This is a genomic window from Amycolatopsis sp. NPDC003676, assembly GCF_053587275.1.
Genome location: NZ_JBSFNS010000078.1, coordinates 24235 through 41326, shown reverse-complemented (window position 1 = coordinate 41326; position 17092 = coordinate 24235). Strand labels below are relative to the sequence as shown.

The following is a 17092-nucleotide window of genomic DNA, read 5'->3' as shown; positions in this document are numbered from 1 at the left end:
GCGCCCGGCGATAGCCCCGCCAGTCGTCTGTGAGGGGAACCCTGAGGGAACCTGATTCCCTCAGGGTTCCCCTCACAGACCGTCATGTCCCGATCCGGTTCCCGATCCACCGCCCGATCTCGATCAGCACCACTCCCGCCGCGGCACAGCACACCGCCGTCAGCGTGTAGCCGGTATTGCTCGGGTCGAGTTCGAAAGTCTCGCGCGTCCACGGCAGCAGGAACATGAGCGCTGAAACCACCGCCATCGTCGCCACCAGCGCGGCTTTCCACCAGGTGTAGGGCCGCGCTACGACCGCCAGCACCCACAATGCCAGCGCCATCAACGTCATCAGCGCCGTGGTGCTCGCCTGGACCTGCGCGGCATGGGTGGTCGCGTTGCCAGGATGGACCAGGATGTACGCGACGAACGACGCGGCCCCGATCACCACCCCGGCCGGGATCGCCATTCGCAGCACTCGGCCGACGAATCCGCTGCGCGCGCGGTCGTTGTTGGGCGCGAGTGACAGCACGAAGGCGGGCAGGCCGATGGTGAACCAGCCGACGATCGTCACGTGCCGGGGCAGGAACGGGTACGGCATCGCGTCCTGGCCGATCAGCCCGGGCACGCCGACGATCAGCGCCAGCAGCACCGAGTACACCGTCTTGGTGAGGAACAGGTTCGCGACTCGTTCGATGTTGCCGATCACCCGGCGGCCTTCGCCGACGACGTACGGCAGGGTCGCGAAAGCGTTGTCCAGCAACACGATCTGCGCGACCGACCGGGTCGCCGGGCTGCCCGCGCCCATCGCGACGCCGACGTCCGAGTCCTTCAAAGCGAGGACGTCGTTGACGCCGTCGCCGGTCATCGCGACGGTGTGTCCGCGAGCCTGCAGCGCCGCGACCATCGATCGCTTCTGCGCGGGCGTCGCGCGGCCGAACACCGCGGTGCCTTCCAGTTCCTCGGCCAGCTTGCCGGGGTCTTCGGACAGCGTCCGCGCGTCGACCGGGGCCTCGCCGCCGGGCAGCGCCAGCGCGCGGGCCACACCGCCGACCGACACCGCGTTGTCGCCCGAAATCAGTTTCACCGCAACGCCTTGGGCGGCGAAATAGTCGAGCGTCTCGCGGGCGTCGCCGCGGATTTTCTGTTCCAGCACGGCCAGCGCCACCGGCGTGACCTTGCCCGGCCCGTCCGGCGCGTCGACGGCGTTCGCGGCCCGGCCCAGCAGCAGCACCCGCAGGCCCTGCGCGCCGATCCGTTCGGCTTCCGCGCGTTCCTCCGACTCGGCGGGCAGCAGCACGTCCGGCGCGCCGAGCACCCAGTCGCCGTGTTCGCCGAACGCCGCGCCGCTCCACTTCCGCGCCGACGAGAAGGGCACCACGGCGGTCGGCGTCCAGTCCGGCGCGGCCGGACAGCCCTCGGCGATCGCGACCAGGCTGGCGTTCGGGCGCGGGTCGGCGGCGGCGAGCGCGGCCAGCACCGTCTCCGGCGCCTCGCCCTCCTCGTGCAACCGCCGCAGCTCGGACAGCCGCATGGTGTTCTCGGTGAGCGTGCCGGTCTTGTCCGCGCACACGACGTCCACGCGAGCCAGCCCCTCGATCGCGGGCAGCTCGTTGACCAGGCATTGCCTGCGGCCCAGCCGGATCACGCCGACCGCGAACGCAACCGAGGTCAGCAGGATCAGGCCCTCCGGCACCATCGGGACGAGTGCCGCGACCATCCCGCGCAGCGCGTCGGGCAGCTTCTGCGAACCGGAAAGCTGGTTGTAGATCGACAGCGCGCCGGCCGGGACCAGCAGGTACGTGATGACCTTCAGGATCTTGTTGATCCCGTTCCGCAGCTCCGAATCGACCAGCGTGAACCGGCCCGCCTCCTCGGCCAGCTTCGCCGCGTACGCCTCCGATCCGACCTTCGTCGCCCGGTACGCCCCGTTCCCGGCCACCACGAAACTGCCGGACATGATCGGGTCGCCCGCGCGCTTCACCACCGGGTCCGATTCGCCGGTGAGCAGCGATTCGTCGACCTCGAGCGCGTCCGCGGACAGCACCTCGCCGTCGACCACCACCTGGTCGCCCGCGCCGATCTCGAGCACGTCGTCGGCGACGACCTCTTCCGGGGCCAGCTCGCTGCTCGTCCCGTCGCGGCGCACGCGCGGGCGCACCTGGCCGACGATCGCGAGCCGGTCCAGCGTCCGCTTGGCGCGCAGCTCCTGCACGATGCCGACGACGCTGTTCGCCACGATCACCCCGGCGAACAGCCCGTCCAGCAGGTAGCCGGTGGAGAAGATGATCACCGCGAGCACCGCGAAGATCGCGTTGATCCGGGTGAAGACATTCGACCGGACGATCTCCCACGCGCTGCGGCTCGTGCGCGAAGGCACGTCGTTGGTCCGTCCCGCGGCGACCCGCTCGGCCACCTCGGCCGCGGTCAGCCCGCGCGTGCTGTCCTGCGTGAGCAGGCCGTCTTCCCCTGGCATGGACTCGACCTTACGCAGTTTCCGGGCAAACCCGTCGCGCCGCCGCCCCGGACGGGTCCGCCCGTTCGGGTGACGCGGCGCAGGTCACCGGCCGAGGCGGGACGCGCGGACCTCCCGGGTTTCGATCAGATCGAGGTGCACTTCACGGCGCGCGAACCGCCATTCTCCGGTGGTCTTGGCGTAGCGGTCGAGGTAGTGCAGATGCCACACCGCGTCGGCGAAGCGTCCGTCGCGCGGGGTCACATGGTGGGCGACGCAGGTGATCCGTCCGCGCGCGATCGCGGGATCGCCGCCGGGGTCAAAGACAACGCCGGTAATGCCATGCGCGGTCAGCGGCACGTCGTCCAGCACGGACAAGGCCGCAGCGACGGCTTCCGGACCGCGATGCTCGTGGGCCGGGCCGAACTCGCGAGGCGGATCAGGCAGCACGAGCACCCCGTCGTCGCCGAACAGCCGGGCGACCCCGGCGAAATCGCGCTGGTCGACACGGGCGGCGTAACGGTGCACGAGATCGTGCAGCGCGGCCCATTCCTCGACGGGGATCACCAGTCCCGCCAAGGGCAGATCGTCCGAACCGGTCCGGAAAGCAGCGTCCGCTCGGCCTCGGGATGCGGCGCGGGCTCCCAGCGGCGTTCCCGCTCGGCGATTTCGCGGCTCACCTCGACCGGGTCCTCGTCCAGGTACAACAGCCGGACTCGCAGCGAACCCGGCGCGCGTTCCTCCACGGAGCCGATGTTCAGTGTCGAATGCTGCTGCCTGCCGAGGAAGGAGAACGTCCAGGCTCCGGCAACGCCCGGGCAGGTCAGCAGGTCGGGAATCCGCGTCCGGTCCTGCCACGCGAACTGCGCGTGCGCCTCGTCGCTGTGCGGTTCGGCCAGCTCGGTGACCGTGACGTGCAGTCCGCGATTCGGCCGGAACGGCAGCGCGTCCGCGGACAACCGGATGCGTGGCGCGACATAGCCGAGCACCGGCGTGAAGAACCCCAGCAACGGCCGCCGCACGCCCGGAATCAGCGGTCCGCGGCCCCACTGGAACGAGTCTTCGCCGAGCTTGCGCCATTCGGCCACGCTTTGCTCGTACGGCGGGCGGAACCAGTACATCGCCACATAGTCGACAGCCAGCTCCGGGCTCGCGGTGCCGTCGCCGGTCCAGGCCCAGCGGTCGCCGTGCGCGACGCCGGGGAGGCGCAGGTTCTCCGGCAGGTGGTCGAGCTGATGCCACTCGTTGTACTCGCGTTTCCGCGAGGGATCGGCCAGTGCGACGAAGGAGAAGAACGCTCGTTCGGACAACACCGGCCGACCTTACGAACAACAGCGCGGCGGTGGCGACGATCGTCTCGCCGACCGGGACGGGTTCAGCTCAGCCACTGCTTCGGCGGCGGGTACACGTACCGCGCGATGGTGGTGCTCACCCAGCCGATGCAGAAGCCGCCGAACACCGGCAGCACGACCTGCACCTCGTGTCCGCCGCGAATCAGGCCGACGAGCACGAAGACCAGCGCCCACGCGACGAGCAGCCCCGCGCTGTAGGTCCAATAGTTCCTCCGCATGGCAACCTCCCGGCGCTCTCCTTCGCCAGTGTTCCCCGCGCAGATCTCGATCGCAGGTCCAATCCCTACTCCACGTCCTGCACCTCGATCAGGTCGAGGTCGCGGACGCAGAAGCCGTGGTGCTCGAAGGTCTCGTTGAGCACCGTGCGCAGGCATTGCCGCACGGAGCGGCCCCTCGCGTACGGCGGCCAGACATCGTCTTCGGGCACCGGTGCTGGCGCCTCGAGCTGTGCGGCGGTGACCTCGTCGAGCCAGGCCCCGAGCTCGGCCGCCTGTTCGTCGCGCACGCGCACGATCTCGTCAAGGGACGGATCGAGCGAGCGGTCCAGGCCGTGCGCTTCGCGGTAGGGACCGACGTCCGGCCCGATGCCCATCGGCGTGAACAGCTCCGTCGAGCCAAGGCAGCAGCGGCGGAACCACGAATCGTGGACGAAGACCAGGTGGCGCATCGTCTGCGCCGCCGACCACTCGTCGTTCACGCTGCGGCGCTCGATGCCGGGCGCACTGCGGATCCGCTCGACCGTGGCAGCCCAGCCTTTGCGGAGCTGACGCGCCGCCTCGCGCAGATCGACCGGGTCCTCGGAGCGGATCAGCACCCGCACCGGATATCGCCGGTCCAGCTCCGCCTCGACGTACTCGCCGACCTCGACCCCGTTCACCACGAGGTTGGAGACGAGCCCGTCGATCACGGCGTCCTGCATGACGACGCCGATCAGGCGCGCCCCGGTCAGATCGCACTCGCGGAACTCCGCACCGTTCAGGTCCTCGTCGACATACCGTTTCATGCTCCGCATCCTAGGTCGGGGCACCGACAAAACCGGCCGCCCTCGGCACGCGGGACGATCTTCCCGGCTGCTCGCCGCGCAGGGAAACCCCGCTGAGAGACTTTGGCATTCGGCCGCACAAAACGGTCTTTTACTGCCTTTCGACCGGAAACCGAGAGCACCGAAATACGGCTATGCTCAATTCTGTGGCGCCGAACAAAATCGTGCCTCCCGGCGGCAGTCGCCGTACGGGCTTGCTGCTCGCGCTCCTCCTCGGCGTCGCAGGCTGCTCGTCCGCGCCGCCGCCTCCGCCGCGTCTGTCGCCGCCGCTGCCCGATGCCCCGCTGGATCTCACGCAGTTCACCACCAAGCCCTGCGACCTGATGACCTCCCACCAGCTGACCATGTTCTTCGTCAACAACCAGGGAACGGCCTCCCCTGTCGCCGGGAAAACCGCCTGCACCTGGATCCCCCACGACACGAAGGCCTTGACGTACGTCGCCTCCGTCGACACCACCTCAGGCGGGCTGGAAGCGCTGTACCACCGCCGTGCCGTGGTTGCGGACTTCGCCCCGGTCTTCGTCCACAGCTACCCCGGCGTTCACCGAGACGACCGCGACGGCCACTGCACCGTCGAAACCGGCGTCGCCGACGACACGCTCCTCGACGTCACCGTCACGGCCACCGATCCGAAGCTGGACGCGTACGGCGACCCTTGCTACGAAGCAGACCGATTCGCCGGGATCATGGTCGCCTACCAGGCCAACCGAGCGCCCTGACCCGGTCAGACCAGCACACAGTCCCCGCACTTCGGACCGTCACGATCCGGCGTCGCCCGATAGAACAAGCAGCAGCTGCGACGCCGGAATCGCCCGTTCTCCCGAGTCGCAGTTCCGGCAAGCTCCGGCAATTCCTCCAGCGCACCAACGATTTCGACGACCCGGTCAGTCCACTCTGGACGCTCGGACCGCAACACCGTCACCGCCCCGTTCAGCGCCGACGCCACGTTCCCCCGCCGGACGTTCTCCGCCAGCGAGAACTGCGCCATCGCCTTGTCCAGCCGCACCAACGGACCGCGCAGCACCCGCTCCGCGAAGGCTGTGACCACATCGGACTCAACCCGCGAATCTTCCTTCAAGGACAACGGAAACGCGCCGCCGAGCTTCGGCTGCCACCAAGCCGTCGAGTAGTCCGGAATCGCTCCCGCCCCGGCAGCAAGACCTAACGCGGGCGAGAGGAGCCGCGCAGCCAGCCCGAGATGCGCGATCGACGCCGCGACGCGCAATTCCACGAAATCGCCGCCGAGCACGGCCCGGTTCTGCGCGACGCGTTCGCGCAGCACCGGGCCGTCATCGAGGACTTCGGAGAGCGGACGCCACGGCGAAGCCGGTTCGTCAGCCGAATGCGTGTCGACGGCGAAGAACGGGCCCAGTCCGGTAAGCGGGTTCACGCCTCGACGGTAACCGCGCGCCCGCGGTCCAGCACCCGTTCGGCGAGCGGGCCGAACACGAGCGCGATGGTCGCCCACAGGATGACCTGTGCCAGCACCGAGTAGAGCCGGAATCCGACGAGCGTGTCGGCGGGGAATCCGGGGTACACGATCTGGCCGTCGGGACCCTTGAGCGGCAGCGGCGTTTCGCTGGTCTGCGGGCCGTATTCGGCGACGTTGCTGGCCAGCGACCCCAGCGACGGCAGCAGCGCCATCAGGAGCCCGGACAGCACGACGAACCCGGCGCCCGCGACGAGCGTCGCGTTCCAGTTGCCCAGCCGCGGCGCGAGCCGTTTGCCCGCGACGACGGCCGCGACCAGGAAGATCACCGACGCGACGACCATGGTCAGGTACAGCCCGGTGCGCGCGCCGATGGTGGCCTCGTGCCCGACCGCCGGCGGGTTGGCCGGGTACTTCAGGAACGGCACGAGGTACAGGGTCAGGAACCCGGCCCCGGCCACGAGCACCGCCAGCACCCGCGCGCGGATCCGGCCGACGCGGCCCAGCAGCACCGTGTAGGTCACCGCGAACAGCAGGCCCATCGCGACTCCGAAGAGCACCATGCCGAGCCCGATGCCGAGGTTGCCCTGCACGGCACGGCTGAAGATCTCGTGGCCCTCGTGTTCGCTCGCCATCCCGGCGGCTTTGTCGAGCGCCATCTGCGCCTCGTCGCGGCCGGATTCGTAGTCGATGGCCGCCTGGGTCAGCGGTTCGGCGAAGATCCGCGCGAAGACGAACGCCAGCAATCCGCCCAGCGCTCCGGCGAGGAGGCCGCGCAGAATCAGCTTGTTCTGCATTGTTCGGTTGTCCGTTCCGGGCGCGTCAGTGGCAGGGGAAGCCGAGGAAGTGCCGCGCGTCGTGGACGAACTCGTGCACGTGCGTGTCGCTGCCGAAGATCGAGACCGCGCCCTGGTCGACGCCGATGAAGTAGTACAGCAGCAGCGCGCCGACAATGGTCGCGCCGAGCAGCAAAGCGGCTTTCGACACGGGCAAGACGACCGGGGTGGACCGGTCGGCCGGAATGGTGGCCATGGCTCTCCTTCGGGATGACGCGTCCCTTGCGGGTGGACCTGACGACGGCTCCTCGACCTGACTCGCCCGGGATGGGCACACAGTGGCGCGACCGTGCCGGAATCTCACCGGCTTCGGGAAGCCGTCGCGCGAGCAGCACGCTACGGCGGTGTCCGGTCGGCCGTCAATCGCCCGGTGTCGCTTATCGCCTGGTTTGCCCAGCCGGTGTGCGCGGGGTCGCACCGAACGGAGCAAGGGTGCTCACCCGGGGTTGCGGCAGAAGGCCGGGGCAAATGCCCTTGTCGCCGTCCAGCCGACGCCAGGCTCCTCGCAGCAGAGCTGGATCTCGTACGGCGACCCGGTGATCCGTCGCCATCCGGCCGGGACGACCGCGAACACGCCGAGGCAGCGGGCTTCCTGCTGTTGCTGCGCGAGCCGTTGCGGGCGAAGGAACATCCGCTTCTCGAGACCGCCGAGTTCCACCACCCGAGCCGGAACCTCCGTCAGGTGCAGCCCCCGCAGATCCGGCGCCGTCTCCCCGGCGTCGATGCGGCGGTTCGCTTCCTCAGTCCCCATGAAGGCAAGTCAATCAGGTTCGCGCGCGAGGCGTTGCGCGGCGAGCGGGAAAGCTATACCGTGCCTGAACTAGAACAGGTTATAGTTTCGGCGGTGCGCGGGACGAGGAGCGGACATGGCAGCCAGGGTGGCCCGGAGCAACGAAGCCGACTACGTGGTCGTCGGGTCGGGCAGCTCGGGAGCTGCTGTCGCCGGACGGCTCGCGGAGTCCGGGGCCAGCGTGATCGTGCTTGAGGCGGGCAAGAGCGACGAGCAGCTGCTGTTGCGCAAACCGGGGCTGGTCGCCCCGCTGCACGCGGTTCCCCAGCTCAAGAAAATGAGCGACTGGGGGTTCTACTCGGTCCCACAGAAACATGTTCTCGATCGACGCATGCCGGTGCCGCGCGGGAAGGTGCTCGGCGGCTCCAGTTCGGTCAACGGGATGGTCTACGTCCGGGGCAACCGGGCGAATTTCGACTCCTGGGCGGCGGAGGGCAACACCGGCTGGGACGCCGACGGCGTCAACGCCGCGTACAAGCGCATGGAGGACTTCGAGGACGGCGAGAACGCCTTCCGCGGCGCGGGCGGGCCGATCAAGATCACCCGCAACAAGATCCCGCAGGAAGGCACGCTGCAGTTCCTCGACGCGACGGCCGACGCGATCGGCTGCGACATCATCGACGACTACAACGGCGAATCGCAGGAAGGCGTCAGCCGGATGCAGCAGAACGCTGCCGACGGCCTCCGCTACAGCGCCTCGCGCGGCTACCTGCACCACCTCGCACCCCGGACGCTCGAGATCCAGTCGCGCGTGTTCGTGCGGAAAGTGGTGATCGAGAACGGGCGCGCGACCGGCGTCGAGGTGACCGACGCGGGCGGCAAGCACCGCACGATCCGCGCGGGCAAGGAGGTCATCCTCGCGGCCGGGTTCGTCGGGTCGCCGCAGCTGCTGATGCTGTCCGGGATCGGGCACGCCGAGCATCTCAAGGAGCACGGCATCGACGTGCTCGCGGATCTGCCGGTCGGCGACAACCTGCACGACCACATGTTCCACGCGCTGACGTTCCAGGTGTCGTCGTGCAAGAACAAGGGCACCGCACCGTATTTCGCCCGCGGGATGGCCCGCGAGCTGCTCAAGCCGGGTTCGACGTTCCTGGCCAACTCGGTGTTCGAGGCGCTCGCGTTCCTCAAGACGTCGCAGGCCACCACGGTGCCGGACCTGCAGCTGCACCTGCTGCCGTGGGCGTACGTGTCGCCGAACCAGGACGCGCCGATCCGGCACCCGGTCGACAAGCGGCCGGCGCTGACCGTCCTCACCACGCTGATCTACCCGAAGAGCCGCGGCACGATCCGGCTGTCCTCGGCGGATCCGACCGCGACGCCGCTCATCGACCCGCAGTACCTCTCCGACCCGGCTGACCTCGAAGTGCTCGGCGAAGGCTCGGAGATGGTGCGCGAGATCTTCGCGTCGAAGGCGTTCAAGGGCTCGATCAACGAGGAAATCCACCCCGGCAAGCAGCTGCGCGGCCAGGAGCTGCGCGACGCGATCCTCAACCGCGCGACGTCGGTGTACCACGGCGTCGGCACCTGCCGGATGGGCGTGGACGACCTCGCCGTCGTCGGGCCGGACCTCAGGGTGCGCGGCGTGGACGGGCTCCGGGTCTGCGACGCCTCGATCATGCCGTCGATCACCGGCGGCAACACCAACGCGCCCTGCATCATGATCGGCGAAATGGGCGCGCAGCTGGTTCTTTCCGGCAACTGAGAAGGAGCGGAACACCATGACCGTCACCCCGGTCCGGCCCACTCGCCCGGCCTCGGCGACCGACGAGTTCCTCCGGCAGCTCGTCGCGCGCGTGCCGGGCTCGGGCGGCGCGGTGTGGCCGCTCACCGAGGTCTACACCGGCGACGTCCTGGTGGACCTGCCGCAGTCGACGCCCGCTGACATCGAGCAGGCGTTCGCCACCGCGCGGGCGGCGCAAGCGAAGTGGGCCGCGACGCCGCTCAAGCAGCGGCTCGCGGTGTTCCAGCGGGCACATTCGCTCTTCATCGACCGCGCGCGGACGATCGCCGACCTGATCCAGGTCGAAAGCGGCAAGAACCGGCGGATGGCGATCGAGGAAACGTGCGATCCGCCGATGATCATGAGCCACTACCTTCGGCGGGCGCCCAAATTGCTCGCCCCGACCCGGCGCGGCGGACCGGTGCCGCTGGTGTCGTCGTCAACCGAGATCCGGGTGCCCAAGGGCGTGGTCGGGATCATCGCACCGTGGAATTTCCCGTTCGCCACCGGCATTTCCGACGCCATTCCAGCGCTCATGGCGGGCAATGCGGTGGTCTTGAAGCCGGACAACAAGACCGCGCTTTCGCCGCTGTACGGCGTGCAACTGCTGGAAGAAGCGGGTTTGCCGAAGGGCCTGTTCCAGGTCGTGTGCGGCGAGGGCCCGGACGTCGGCCCGACGCTCATCGGCCAAGCCAACTACGTGATGTTCACCGGCTCCACCGCCACCGGCAAGGTGATCGGCGAACAGGCGGGCCGGAACCTGATCGGCTGCTGTCTCGAACTCGGCGGCAAGAATCCGATGATCGTGCTCCCGGACGCCGATTTCGCCGACGCGGTGCCGGGCGCGGTGTTCGGCGCGTTCGGCAATACCGGGCAGATTTGCATGCACATCGAGCGGATCTACCTGCCGGAGTCGCGTTACGAGGAATTCAAGGAAGCCTTTGTCGCCAAGGCTTCCGCGCTGGATGTCCGGGCGGCTTACGATTTCGGCCCGGAAATGGGTTCGCTGGTTTCGGTGGACCACATGAACCGGGTCAAGTCCCATGTGGACGATGCGGTTTCCAAGGGAGCCACCGTGTTGTGCGGCGGGCGTCCGCGTCCGGATCTGGGCCCGGCGTTCTTCGAGCCGACCATTCTGGAAGGTGTCACGAAGGACATGCTGTGCGGGGTCACCGAGACCTTCGGGCCGGTGGTGGCGCTGCATCGGTACCGGACGGTGGACGAGGCCGTCGAATTGGCCAACGACACCGACTACGGGCTGAATGCTTCGGTGTGGGGCAAGGACATTCGCGCAGCCTCCGCGGTGGCGGCTCGACTGGAGACGGGCAACGTCAACGTGAACGACAGCCTGGCGACGGCGTATGCCGCCAAGGGGACGCCTTCCGGCGGGGTGAAGACGTCCGGAGTCGGTGCCCGGCACGGGGATCAGGGGCTTTTGAAGTACACCGATGTGCAGAACCTGGCGGTGCTGAAGAAGCCGGTGATGAGCCCGCGGCCGGGACAGAAGTACGAGAAGTACGTGGAAGGAATGCTGTCCGGGCTGAAGATGATGCGACGGCTCAGGATCCGGTAGCCGCTCACTGTTCGAGATCCGGGATCCGGTCGGCGAGCACGCTGAAGTACGGCTGGGTCCGCCAGTTTCGCCGGTTGCCGATCACGTAGAGCCGGCGCTTCGCCCGCGAAACCGCGACGTTGAGCAGGTTCGGTTTCTCCGCGGCCCACTCCCGGGCTCGTTCCCGGTGGTCCGGGGTGCCGAGCACGAGGATCACCACGTCGGCTTCCTTGCCCTGCATGGTGTGCACGGTGCCGACGTTCGTACGGGCGAACTCCTCCCCCAACACCTCCCGGCCGACCCTGCGCGAACCGCGCACGACCGCGCGGAACGGGCTGACCACCCGGATGTCGTCAGCGTGGACGCCGTCCCGCCTGAGCTGCCGGAGCAGGCCCGCCAGCGCTTCGCCTTCCGCCGGCAGCCAATGCTCGTCCGACGCGCCGGACGGCACGTGGATCCAGCCGTTCCGCCCGGGGAAGTCGCCGTCGTGGTGCGTCCCGTACACCATGAGGGTCCCGCCGTAGGCGATGTCGTTGGAAATCCCGAACATCGGCCGGTCGCACCGCCGGTGCACCCGCAACGGCGCGCCCACCCAGGCGGTGCCGCTGCCGTCCGAGTCCGCCAGCTGGGTGCCGTACCGCGCCGTCCGGTCGGCGATCTGCTGTGCCGACGCGGCGTCCGGCAACCACTGTTCGTCCACCTGGCAATGCCGGCGAAGCACCTCCTGCGCGGACGACGGCAGCGACACGATCGGTTCGAGCTGCCGCGGATCTCCCACGATCACCGAACGCCGGGCCCGCCAGATCCCGCCCACGACCTCCTGCGGAGTCGCCTGTCCCGCCTCGTCGACGAACAGCCAGCCGAGAGATTCCCGGCCGAGCCCGGCGAACAGCCGCGGCAGAGACGAGAAGGTGGTGGACACTACCGGCACGACCAGGAACAACGCCTGCCACGCCGCGAGCAGAACGGCGGGCTCCGGCTTGACCCGGCCCTTCAGATACGCCTCGATCGCCGCCAGGTTGTCGCGCAGCCTCGGTTCGGCTCCGAGCACGAACCTCTTGTGCAAGCGCAGCGCTTCGAGGAACAAGCGGTTGCGCGCCGCCGTGAACTCCGCGTCGGCCCAGGGCGCGCAGCGCTGGAACTCGTCGTCGCCGTCGAAATCCGGCCGGAAGGGGACGTTCCCCGGCCAGCGCCGACGGCCCGCCTCGATGCGTGCGCAAACCTCGGCGAACACACCTTCGGCCGCGTCCCTCGCCTGAACCGATTGCTGCCAGGCCACGGTGGCGGAGCCCAATTCCTCCTGCCACCCGGCCGCGATCCGGCACGCCCGCTCGCACTCCTGTTTGGCCGCCGCGCGGCGCCGCCGAAGTTCGTCGGCGAGCCTCGCCCACTCGCGGCCCGCCTTGAACCAGGTGGAGAGCTGGATCCAGAACCCGGGCCGGTTGAGCGCGTGGTGCTTCGACTCCGCGTCCTCGTCCGCGAACGCCTTCCGGGCTTGTGCCAGCACCTGTTCCGCCCCGGCGAGCTGGCCCCGCGCGTGCTCGCCCCGGCGGACCGCCGCGACAACCTGGTCCGCCGCCGCGTCGCGGGCAGCCTGGCATCCGGGATGCGCGGCCACCGCGTCGGCGACTTCCTGCCGTTCCGCCGCGAGCCGCCGGACCTCGGCCGAAGCGTCCTTGAACCGCTTGACCGCGCGAGCCCAGTCGGCGGCCGATTCAGGTTTCCGTTGCGCCTGCTGGAGGATCTGGAGCATCCCGGAGAGCTTCTTCTTCGCCGGCTCCGGCCGTCCGTTCTTCCCGGCCGGTTCCTGCTGGCTTTGACCGTCGCCCCACCAGAACCGGCTGGCGAACCGGCTCCGCTTCTTCATGCTGCCGAGCGTCGCGGCCATCAGCCCCCATGCCGGGGCGTCGAGGACGTGCGACGCGAGTTCGGTGAAGTAGTCCGCGTCCAGCGCTTCGGCCGCGGCCCCGCCCACCGCCTTGACCCCGGGTATTTCGGCGGTGACGTTCTCCGCCGCCCCGTTGTTCGCGGTCGCGAGCACGACCTCGAACCCCGTCAGTTCGGGCCGGGGGCGGTACACGTGAGCGGTGTGTTTCGCGTTCAGCGCGACGCTGCCGATCTGCCCGGTGAACGCCTCGACCGGGTGATGCAGCGTGGCGAGCCGGTCGGCCCGGCGGACGACGATGCCCGCGAGCACGTCGCGCAGCATCGTCGTCTTCCCGGTCCCGGGCGGGCCGTTCACCGCGAACAGCCCGCTGCCGTCGGCGAGTTCGGCGAAGATCCGGTCGACCGCGAACTGCTGGCTCAGCACCAGGGGTTTCCCGAGGTCGGTCGGCCACCGGCCGGCCGGGATGCTGCCGGGCGTCACGCCAGCCACGACCGCGTCCGGAGTTTCCCGCACATCGACCCGCGCCGCGACGGGAAGAGCGCGCGGTGCGGTCAGGTACTGCGAGAGTCCCCGGCCCGCGTTCCCGCTTCGGAGATCCTGTTCGATCCGGCCCAGATCCTTCGCGATGAAGCTGTTGAGGAAATTCTGCTCGCCCGCTTCGGCCGACTCCCGGATCGGCACCAAGGCGCACTTCACGCGGACGCCGGACGGCGCCAGCGCGGCCAGACCGAGTCCCCTCGTCAGCGAAGACACCAGCCGGTGCACGTCGCCCGCGCCGAGACACGGCCAGCCGCCCGCTTCTTCCCAGTCCGGCTGCCCCGTCGCGGAGCCGGCCGGCTGCTTCGCCGAGGCTTTCTCTCGCGTGCGCGGAGTCAGCAGCTTCTCCGCGAACGCGCCGGCGACGCTGCCCGCGATCCCGCCGACGACCGGGCCGGCGACCGAGCCCACCGCCGCGGCGGCCGCCGTCGTCACCGCGGTCCCGGCAGATTTCGCCCCTGCCTTGACCGCCTCGGCCGCGGCGTTCTTGACTTGCTCGCCAGCGGCCTGCTTTACCTTGCTCACCACCGATTCGGCGGAGTCGTCGTCCTCTGCCGGGGCCGTTCGCGCCGACGGCGGGACCAGCCGGTCGAGCTGTCTGGCGAACTCTCGTTCCTCCGCTTCGAACCCGTCCAGCCAGTCCCGGGCGCCCGGTCCCGGGGAGCGCGTGCGGCCGATGGCCCATGCGCAGGCGGACAACGTCGCGGAGTTCTCCACCAGGCCGCCCTTGTCGTCCACAGTGAACGCCAGCAGCGCGGTGTGCCGGTCGAGCCGTCCGTCGGGCTCCTTGGCGTCGCGGCCCAAAGCGCGTACAAGCTCGTTCCGGACCGCCGACAACTCGTACAACCCGCCGTAAACGGTGAACTGCCACGTCATCCGCGGCTTCGTTGGAAGCCGCCACACCGGATGGCCTTCTTCCCACGGCGCCAGGTCGCGCGGACCGAGATCGAACACCACCTGCTCGCTGTCGGCGCCGGGCCGGGTGTTCGGTTTCTTCGGCACATCCTGTGGAGTGAACATTTCGACCATCCGCCAGAACCGCACGATTTCCGCCGTGCGAGCACCGTCGCCCACCAGACCCCCTCATTCCCTCGCCCGGCGCGACTGTACCCCTCGCTGATCATTTCTTTCGCACGCGGCCCGAAAGCATCCGGGCAGCACCGGAACAACCATGAGGAGGAATATTCCATGACAATGGGAAACGAAAGAGAAGAATGCTTGGGCTACGAATTCAGCAGGGACAAAGGGCTGCTGGCCCACTATGCCGCACTGGCGACATCCGCAATGGACTGACGCACGACCCGGACCACCTTTCCGTCCGCTTCGGTCAGTCCGCTGAGCCGGGTCCGCCGCGTCAGCAGTCCGCCCAGGACTAACTCGACCAGCTGCGCGCCCACCTCCTCCGCGGACACCGGGCCGGCCGGGTCGAACCACGTCCATGCCCATTGCGCCGAGCCGAAGATCAGCAGGCTCTGCACCTCGACGTCGCACGAGCGGAACTCCCCTGACGCGGCCCCGTCCGACAGCACAGCCCGCACCAGGTCGAGGTATTCCGCGCGCATCCGGCGGCCCTCGGCCATCGCGTCGCTGTCCGCGAGCCGGACGACCTCGCGCTGGAACGCGACGGTCGCCTCCCGGTCCACCACCTGGTACAGCACGAACGCGTACAGCAGCCCGGCCAACTGCCGGGTCGGTGTCGCGAGGCGTTCGCGGATCAGTGCGGCTTCGGCCAGCCTGCGGCGCATGTACGACTCGTGCAGCGCGGCGAGCAGCCGGTCCTTCGTGCCGAAGTGGTGCACGATGGTGCCCTTCGACAACCCCAGTTCGCCGGCGATGTCGGAGAAGTTCGCGGCGTCGTAGCCGCGTTCGGCGACGTAGCGGGTGAACGTCGCCAGGATGTCCCCGGCACGGCCTTTGGGTGGCATCGGCCCACTCTAGCCGAAGGTTTGACCACTGACCGTCCGTACGGTTACCTTCGTCCTGGTCCCCGGCGACGAAGGAGTCTCGGCATGGCATCGAGCTTGGCGCAGTGGATTGCCCGGCGCAGCACCGTCACCCCGGAGGCGGTCGCGCTCGTGGCTGCGGAGACCGGAGAGCGGATCACGTACGCCGAGCTCGAACATCGGGTCGCGCGGCGGGCGGCGGCGCTGCGGGGGCTGGGCGTGCGGAAAGGCGACCGGGTTGCCTTGCTGGGCTTGAATTCCACTGGCTACCTGGAAACGCTCTTCGCGGTCGCCTGGCTCGGCGCGATCACGCTGCCAATCAATTTCCGGCTCGCGGCGGCCGAAGTCGAGTACCTCCTTGAGGACGCGCGGCCGGTGGTCGTGGTGCACGACGACACCTTCGCCGCGCTCGCGAAGGAAGCCGCTGACGGCCGGGCGCTGGTCAACAACAGCGAACTCCTCCAAGAGGACCGCGTCGAACCCGAACCGACCGGGGCCGACGACGTCGCGGTGCTGATGTACACGTCCGGCACCACCGGGCGACCCAAGGGCGCCATGCTCACCCACGGCAACCTGGAGGCGAACGCGATCAACGTGCTCACCTCCGGGGAAGGCCTGCTCCCCTCCGACATCACGCTCACGGTCGCCCCGCTCTTCCACATCGGCGGGCTCGCGCTGTTCACCCTGCCGTTGCTGTACGCGGGCGGCACCGTGGTGGTCGCGGGCAAGTTCGATCCACAACAGACACTCGCCCTGATCCAGCGGGAGAAGGTCACCGTCCATTTCATGGTGCCCGCGATGTGGGCGGCGATGACGCAGGTCCCGGACTTCGATTCCTACGACCTGTCGCGCCTGCGCTACCTGCTGTGCGGCGGCGCGCCGTGCCCGCTGCCGGTGATCGAGTTCTACGAGGGCAAGGGACTGACCTTTGTGGAGGGTTTCGGCATGACCGAACTCTCCCCCGCCGCGCTGGTGCTGGAATCGGCGTTCGTGCGCTCGCACGCCGGGTCCGTCGGACGGCCGTTCCTGCACGTCGAGGCGCGGATCGTGGACGAACGCGACGACGACGTCCCCACCGGGACGGTCGGCGAACTGGTGCTGCGCGGCCCGAACGTCTTCGCGGGTTACTGGGGCCTGCCCGAAGCGAGCGCGGAAACCATGCGCGGCGGGTGGTTCCATTCCGGCGACCTCGCCCGCTGCGACGCGGACGGCTTCGTGACTTTGGTGGACCGCAAGAAGGACATGATCATTTCCGGCGGCGAGAATGTCTATCCGATCGAGGTCGAGCAGGTGCTGCACCGGCATCCGGGCATCGCCGACGTCGCGGTGATCGGCGCGCCGGATCCGCGGTGGGGCGAAACCGTCATCGCGGTGGTCGTGCCGGCCGACGACTCGCTCGACGGGGACGCGGTGATCGCTTATTGCCGGGAGCGGATCGCCGCTTTCAAGTGTCCCCGCCGCGTCGAGGTGGTCGATGAGCTTCCGCGTAATGCCACCGGGAAGCTGCTGAAGCGCGAACTCCGCGCCCGCTACACCGGTTCCGCTGATTCCGTCGCCCGCTAGCCG

At 69.2% G+C, this 17092-nt stretch carries 15 protein-coding genes; 4 read left to right on the top strand and 11 right to left on the bottom strand.

Annotated features, from left to right (window positions below):
• Positions 1-82 precede the first annotated feature (82 nt).
• The 5 genes from ACWDNU_RS32505 to ACWDNU_RS32485 all read right to left on the bottom strand — a co-directional run bounded on the left by ACWDNU_RS32505 (position 83) and on the right by ACWDNU_RS32485 (position 4789).
• Positions 83-2455, bottom strand: coding sequence for an HAD-IC family P-type ATPase (locus ACWDNU_RS32505; RefSeq protein ID WP_449671693.1), 2373 nt, complete (start codon positions 2453-2455; stop codon positions 83-85).
• A gap of 84 nt (positions 2456-2539) precedes the next feature.
• Entirely contained in the window at positions 2540-3013 is a 474-nt protein-coding gene (locus tag ACWDNU_RS32500) for a nuclear transport factor 2 family protein (RefSeq protein ID WP_449671692.1), read from the bottom strand.
• Positions 2998-3747 (bottom strand): hypothetical protein, encoded by a 750-nt coding sequence (locus tag ACWDNU_RS32495; protein WP_449671691.1) that lies wholly within the window; start codon positions 3745-3747, stop codon positions 2998-3000. Before ACWDNU_RS32495 ends, ACWDNU_RS32500 begins: the two co-directional genes overlap by 16 nt.
• 62 nt (positions 3748-3809) lie before the next feature.
• Positions 3810-4004: a hypothetical protein gene (locus ACWDNU_RS32490; RefSeq protein ID WP_449671690.1), complete on the bottom strand. Its 195-nt coding sequence runs from the start codon at positions 4002-4004 to the stop codon at positions 3810-3812.
• Between the two features lie 65 nt (positions 4005-4069).
• A complete protein-coding gene (locus tag ACWDNU_RS32485; protein ID WP_449671689.1) occupies positions 4070-4789 on the bottom strand; it encodes a DinB family protein in 720 nt (239 codons plus the stop codon).
• Between the two features lie 185 nt (positions 4790-4974).
• On the opposite strand from ACWDNU_RS32485, the gene ACWDNU_RS32480 reads away from it, so the two are divergent.
• Positions 4975-5547, top strand: coding sequence for a DUF3558 family protein (locus ACWDNU_RS32480; protein WP_449671688.1), 573 nt, complete (start codon positions 4975-4977; stop codon positions 5545-5547).
• A 5-nt stretch (positions 5548-5552) separates the two neighbouring features.
• Here the strand turns inward: ACWDNU_RS32480 and ACWDNU_RS32475 are convergent, their stop codons facing one another.
• The 4 genes from ACWDNU_RS32475 to ACWDNU_RS32460 form a co-directional block, all read right to left on the bottom strand.
• Positions 5553-6218, bottom strand: a complete 666-nt coding sequence (locus tag ACWDNU_RS32475) for a (2Fe-2S)-binding protein (protein WP_449671687.1) — start codon at positions 6216-6218, stop codon at positions 5553-5555.
• Positions 6215-7054, bottom strand: coding sequence for a CbtA family protein (locus tag ACWDNU_RS32470; RefSeq protein WP_449671686.1), 840 nt, complete (start codon positions 7052-7054; stop codon positions 6215-6217). Before ACWDNU_RS32470 ends, ACWDNU_RS32475 begins: the two co-directional genes overlap by 4 nt.
• 25 nt (positions 7055-7079) lie before the next feature.
• Positions 7080-7289, bottom strand: a complete 210-nt coding sequence (locus tag ACWDNU_RS32465) for a CbtB domain-containing protein (RefSeq protein WP_009077103.1) — start codon at positions 7287-7289, stop codon at positions 7080-7082.
• Positions 7290-7529: 240 nt separating this feature from the next.
• The gene (locus ACWDNU_RS32460; protein ID WP_449671685.1) at positions 7530-7844 is read right to left on the bottom strand and encodes a hypothetical protein; all 315 of its coding nucleotides are present in this window, start codon (positions 7842-7844) and stop codon (positions 7530-7532) included.
• Between the two features lie 115 nt (positions 7845-7959).
• Between ACWDNU_RS32460 and ACWDNU_RS32455 the strand changes: the two genes are divergently transcribed.
• Both ACWDNU_RS32455 and ACWDNU_RS32450 read left to right on the top strand, forming a co-directional pair.
• Positions 7960-9588, top strand: a complete 1629-nt coding sequence (locus ACWDNU_RS32455) for a GMC family oxidoreductase (protein WP_449671684.1) — start codon at positions 7960-7962, stop codon at positions 9586-9588.
• A 16-nt stretch (positions 9589-9604) separates the two neighbouring features.
• Positions 9605-11179 carry a succinic semialdehyde dehydrogenase gene (locus ACWDNU_RS32450; RefSeq protein ID WP_449671683.1) on the top strand — a complete coding sequence of 525 codons (1575 nt, stop codon included), beginning with the start codon at positions 9605-9607 and terminating at the stop codon, positions 11177-11179.
• Between the two features lie 4 nt (positions 11180-11183).
• Here the strand turns inward: ACWDNU_RS32450 and ACWDNU_RS32445 are convergent, their stop codons facing one another.
• Positions 11184-14657 carry a DEAD/DEAH box helicase gene (locus ACWDNU_RS32445; RefSeq protein ID WP_449671682.1) on the bottom strand — a complete coding sequence of 1158 codons (3474 nt, stop codon included), beginning with the start codon at positions 14655-14657 and terminating at the stop codon, positions 11184-11186.
• 185 nt (positions 14658-14842) lie between these two features.
• Positions 14843-15508: a TetR/AcrR family transcriptional regulator gene (locus ACWDNU_RS32440; protein WP_449671681.1), complete on the bottom strand. Its 666-nt coding sequence runs from the start codon at positions 15506-15508 to the stop codon at positions 14843-14845.
• A gap of 84 nt (positions 15509-15592) precedes the next feature.
• Here ACWDNU_RS32440 and ACWDNU_RS32435 point away from each other — a divergent pair, with 84 nt between their 5' ends.
• Complete coding sequence (locus tag ACWDNU_RS32435) at positions 15593-17089, top strand: acyl-CoA synthetase (protein WP_449671680.1); 1497 nt, start codon at positions 15593-15595, stop codon at positions 17087-17089.
• Positions 17090-17092 lie beyond the last annotated feature (3 nt).

Bases quoted from the DNA above. Each gene is read 5' to 3' on its own strand.
- ACWDNU_RS32505 (WP_449671693.1), bottom strand. From the start codon at position 2,455: ATGCCAGGGGAAGACGGCCTGCTCACGCAGGACAGCACGCGCGGGCTG.
- ACWDNU_RS32490 (WP_449671690.1), bottom strand. From the start codon at position 4,004: ATGCGGAGGAACTATTGGACCTACAGCGCGGGGCTGCTCGTCGCGTGG.
- ACWDNU_RS32485 (WP_449671689.1), bottom strand. From the start codon at position 4,789: ATGAAACGGTATGTCGACGAGGACCTGAACGGTGCGGAGTTCCGCGAG.
- ACWDNU_RS32470 (WP_449671686.1), bottom strand. From the start codon at position 7,054: ATGCAGAACAAGCTGATTCTGCGCGGCCTCCTCGCCGGAGCGCTGGGC.
- ACWDNU_RS32465 (WP_009077103.1), bottom strand. From the start codon at position 7,289: ATGGCCACCATTCCGGCCGACCGGTCCACCCCGGTCGTCTTGCCCGTG.
- ACWDNU_RS32460 (WP_449671685.1), bottom strand. From the start codon at position 7,844: ATGGGGACTGAGGAAGCGAACCGCCGCATCGACGCCGGGGAGACGGCG.
- ACWDNU_RS32455 (WP_449671684.1), top strand. From the start codon at position 7,960: ATGGCAGCCAGGGTGGCCCGGAGCAACGAAGCCGACTACGTGGTCGTC.
- ACWDNU_RS32450 (WP_449671683.1), top strand. From the start codon at position 9,605: ATGACCGTCACCCCGGTCCGGCCCACTCGCCCGGCCTCGGCGACCGAC.
- ACWDNU_RS32440 (WP_449671681.1), bottom strand. From the start codon at position 15,508: ATGCCACCCAAAGGCCGTGCCGGGGACATCCTGGCGACGTTCACCCGC.
- ACWDNU_RS32435 (WP_449671680.1), top strand. From the start codon at position 15,593: ATGGCATCGAGCTTGGCGCAGTGGATTGCCCGGCGCAGCACCGTCACC.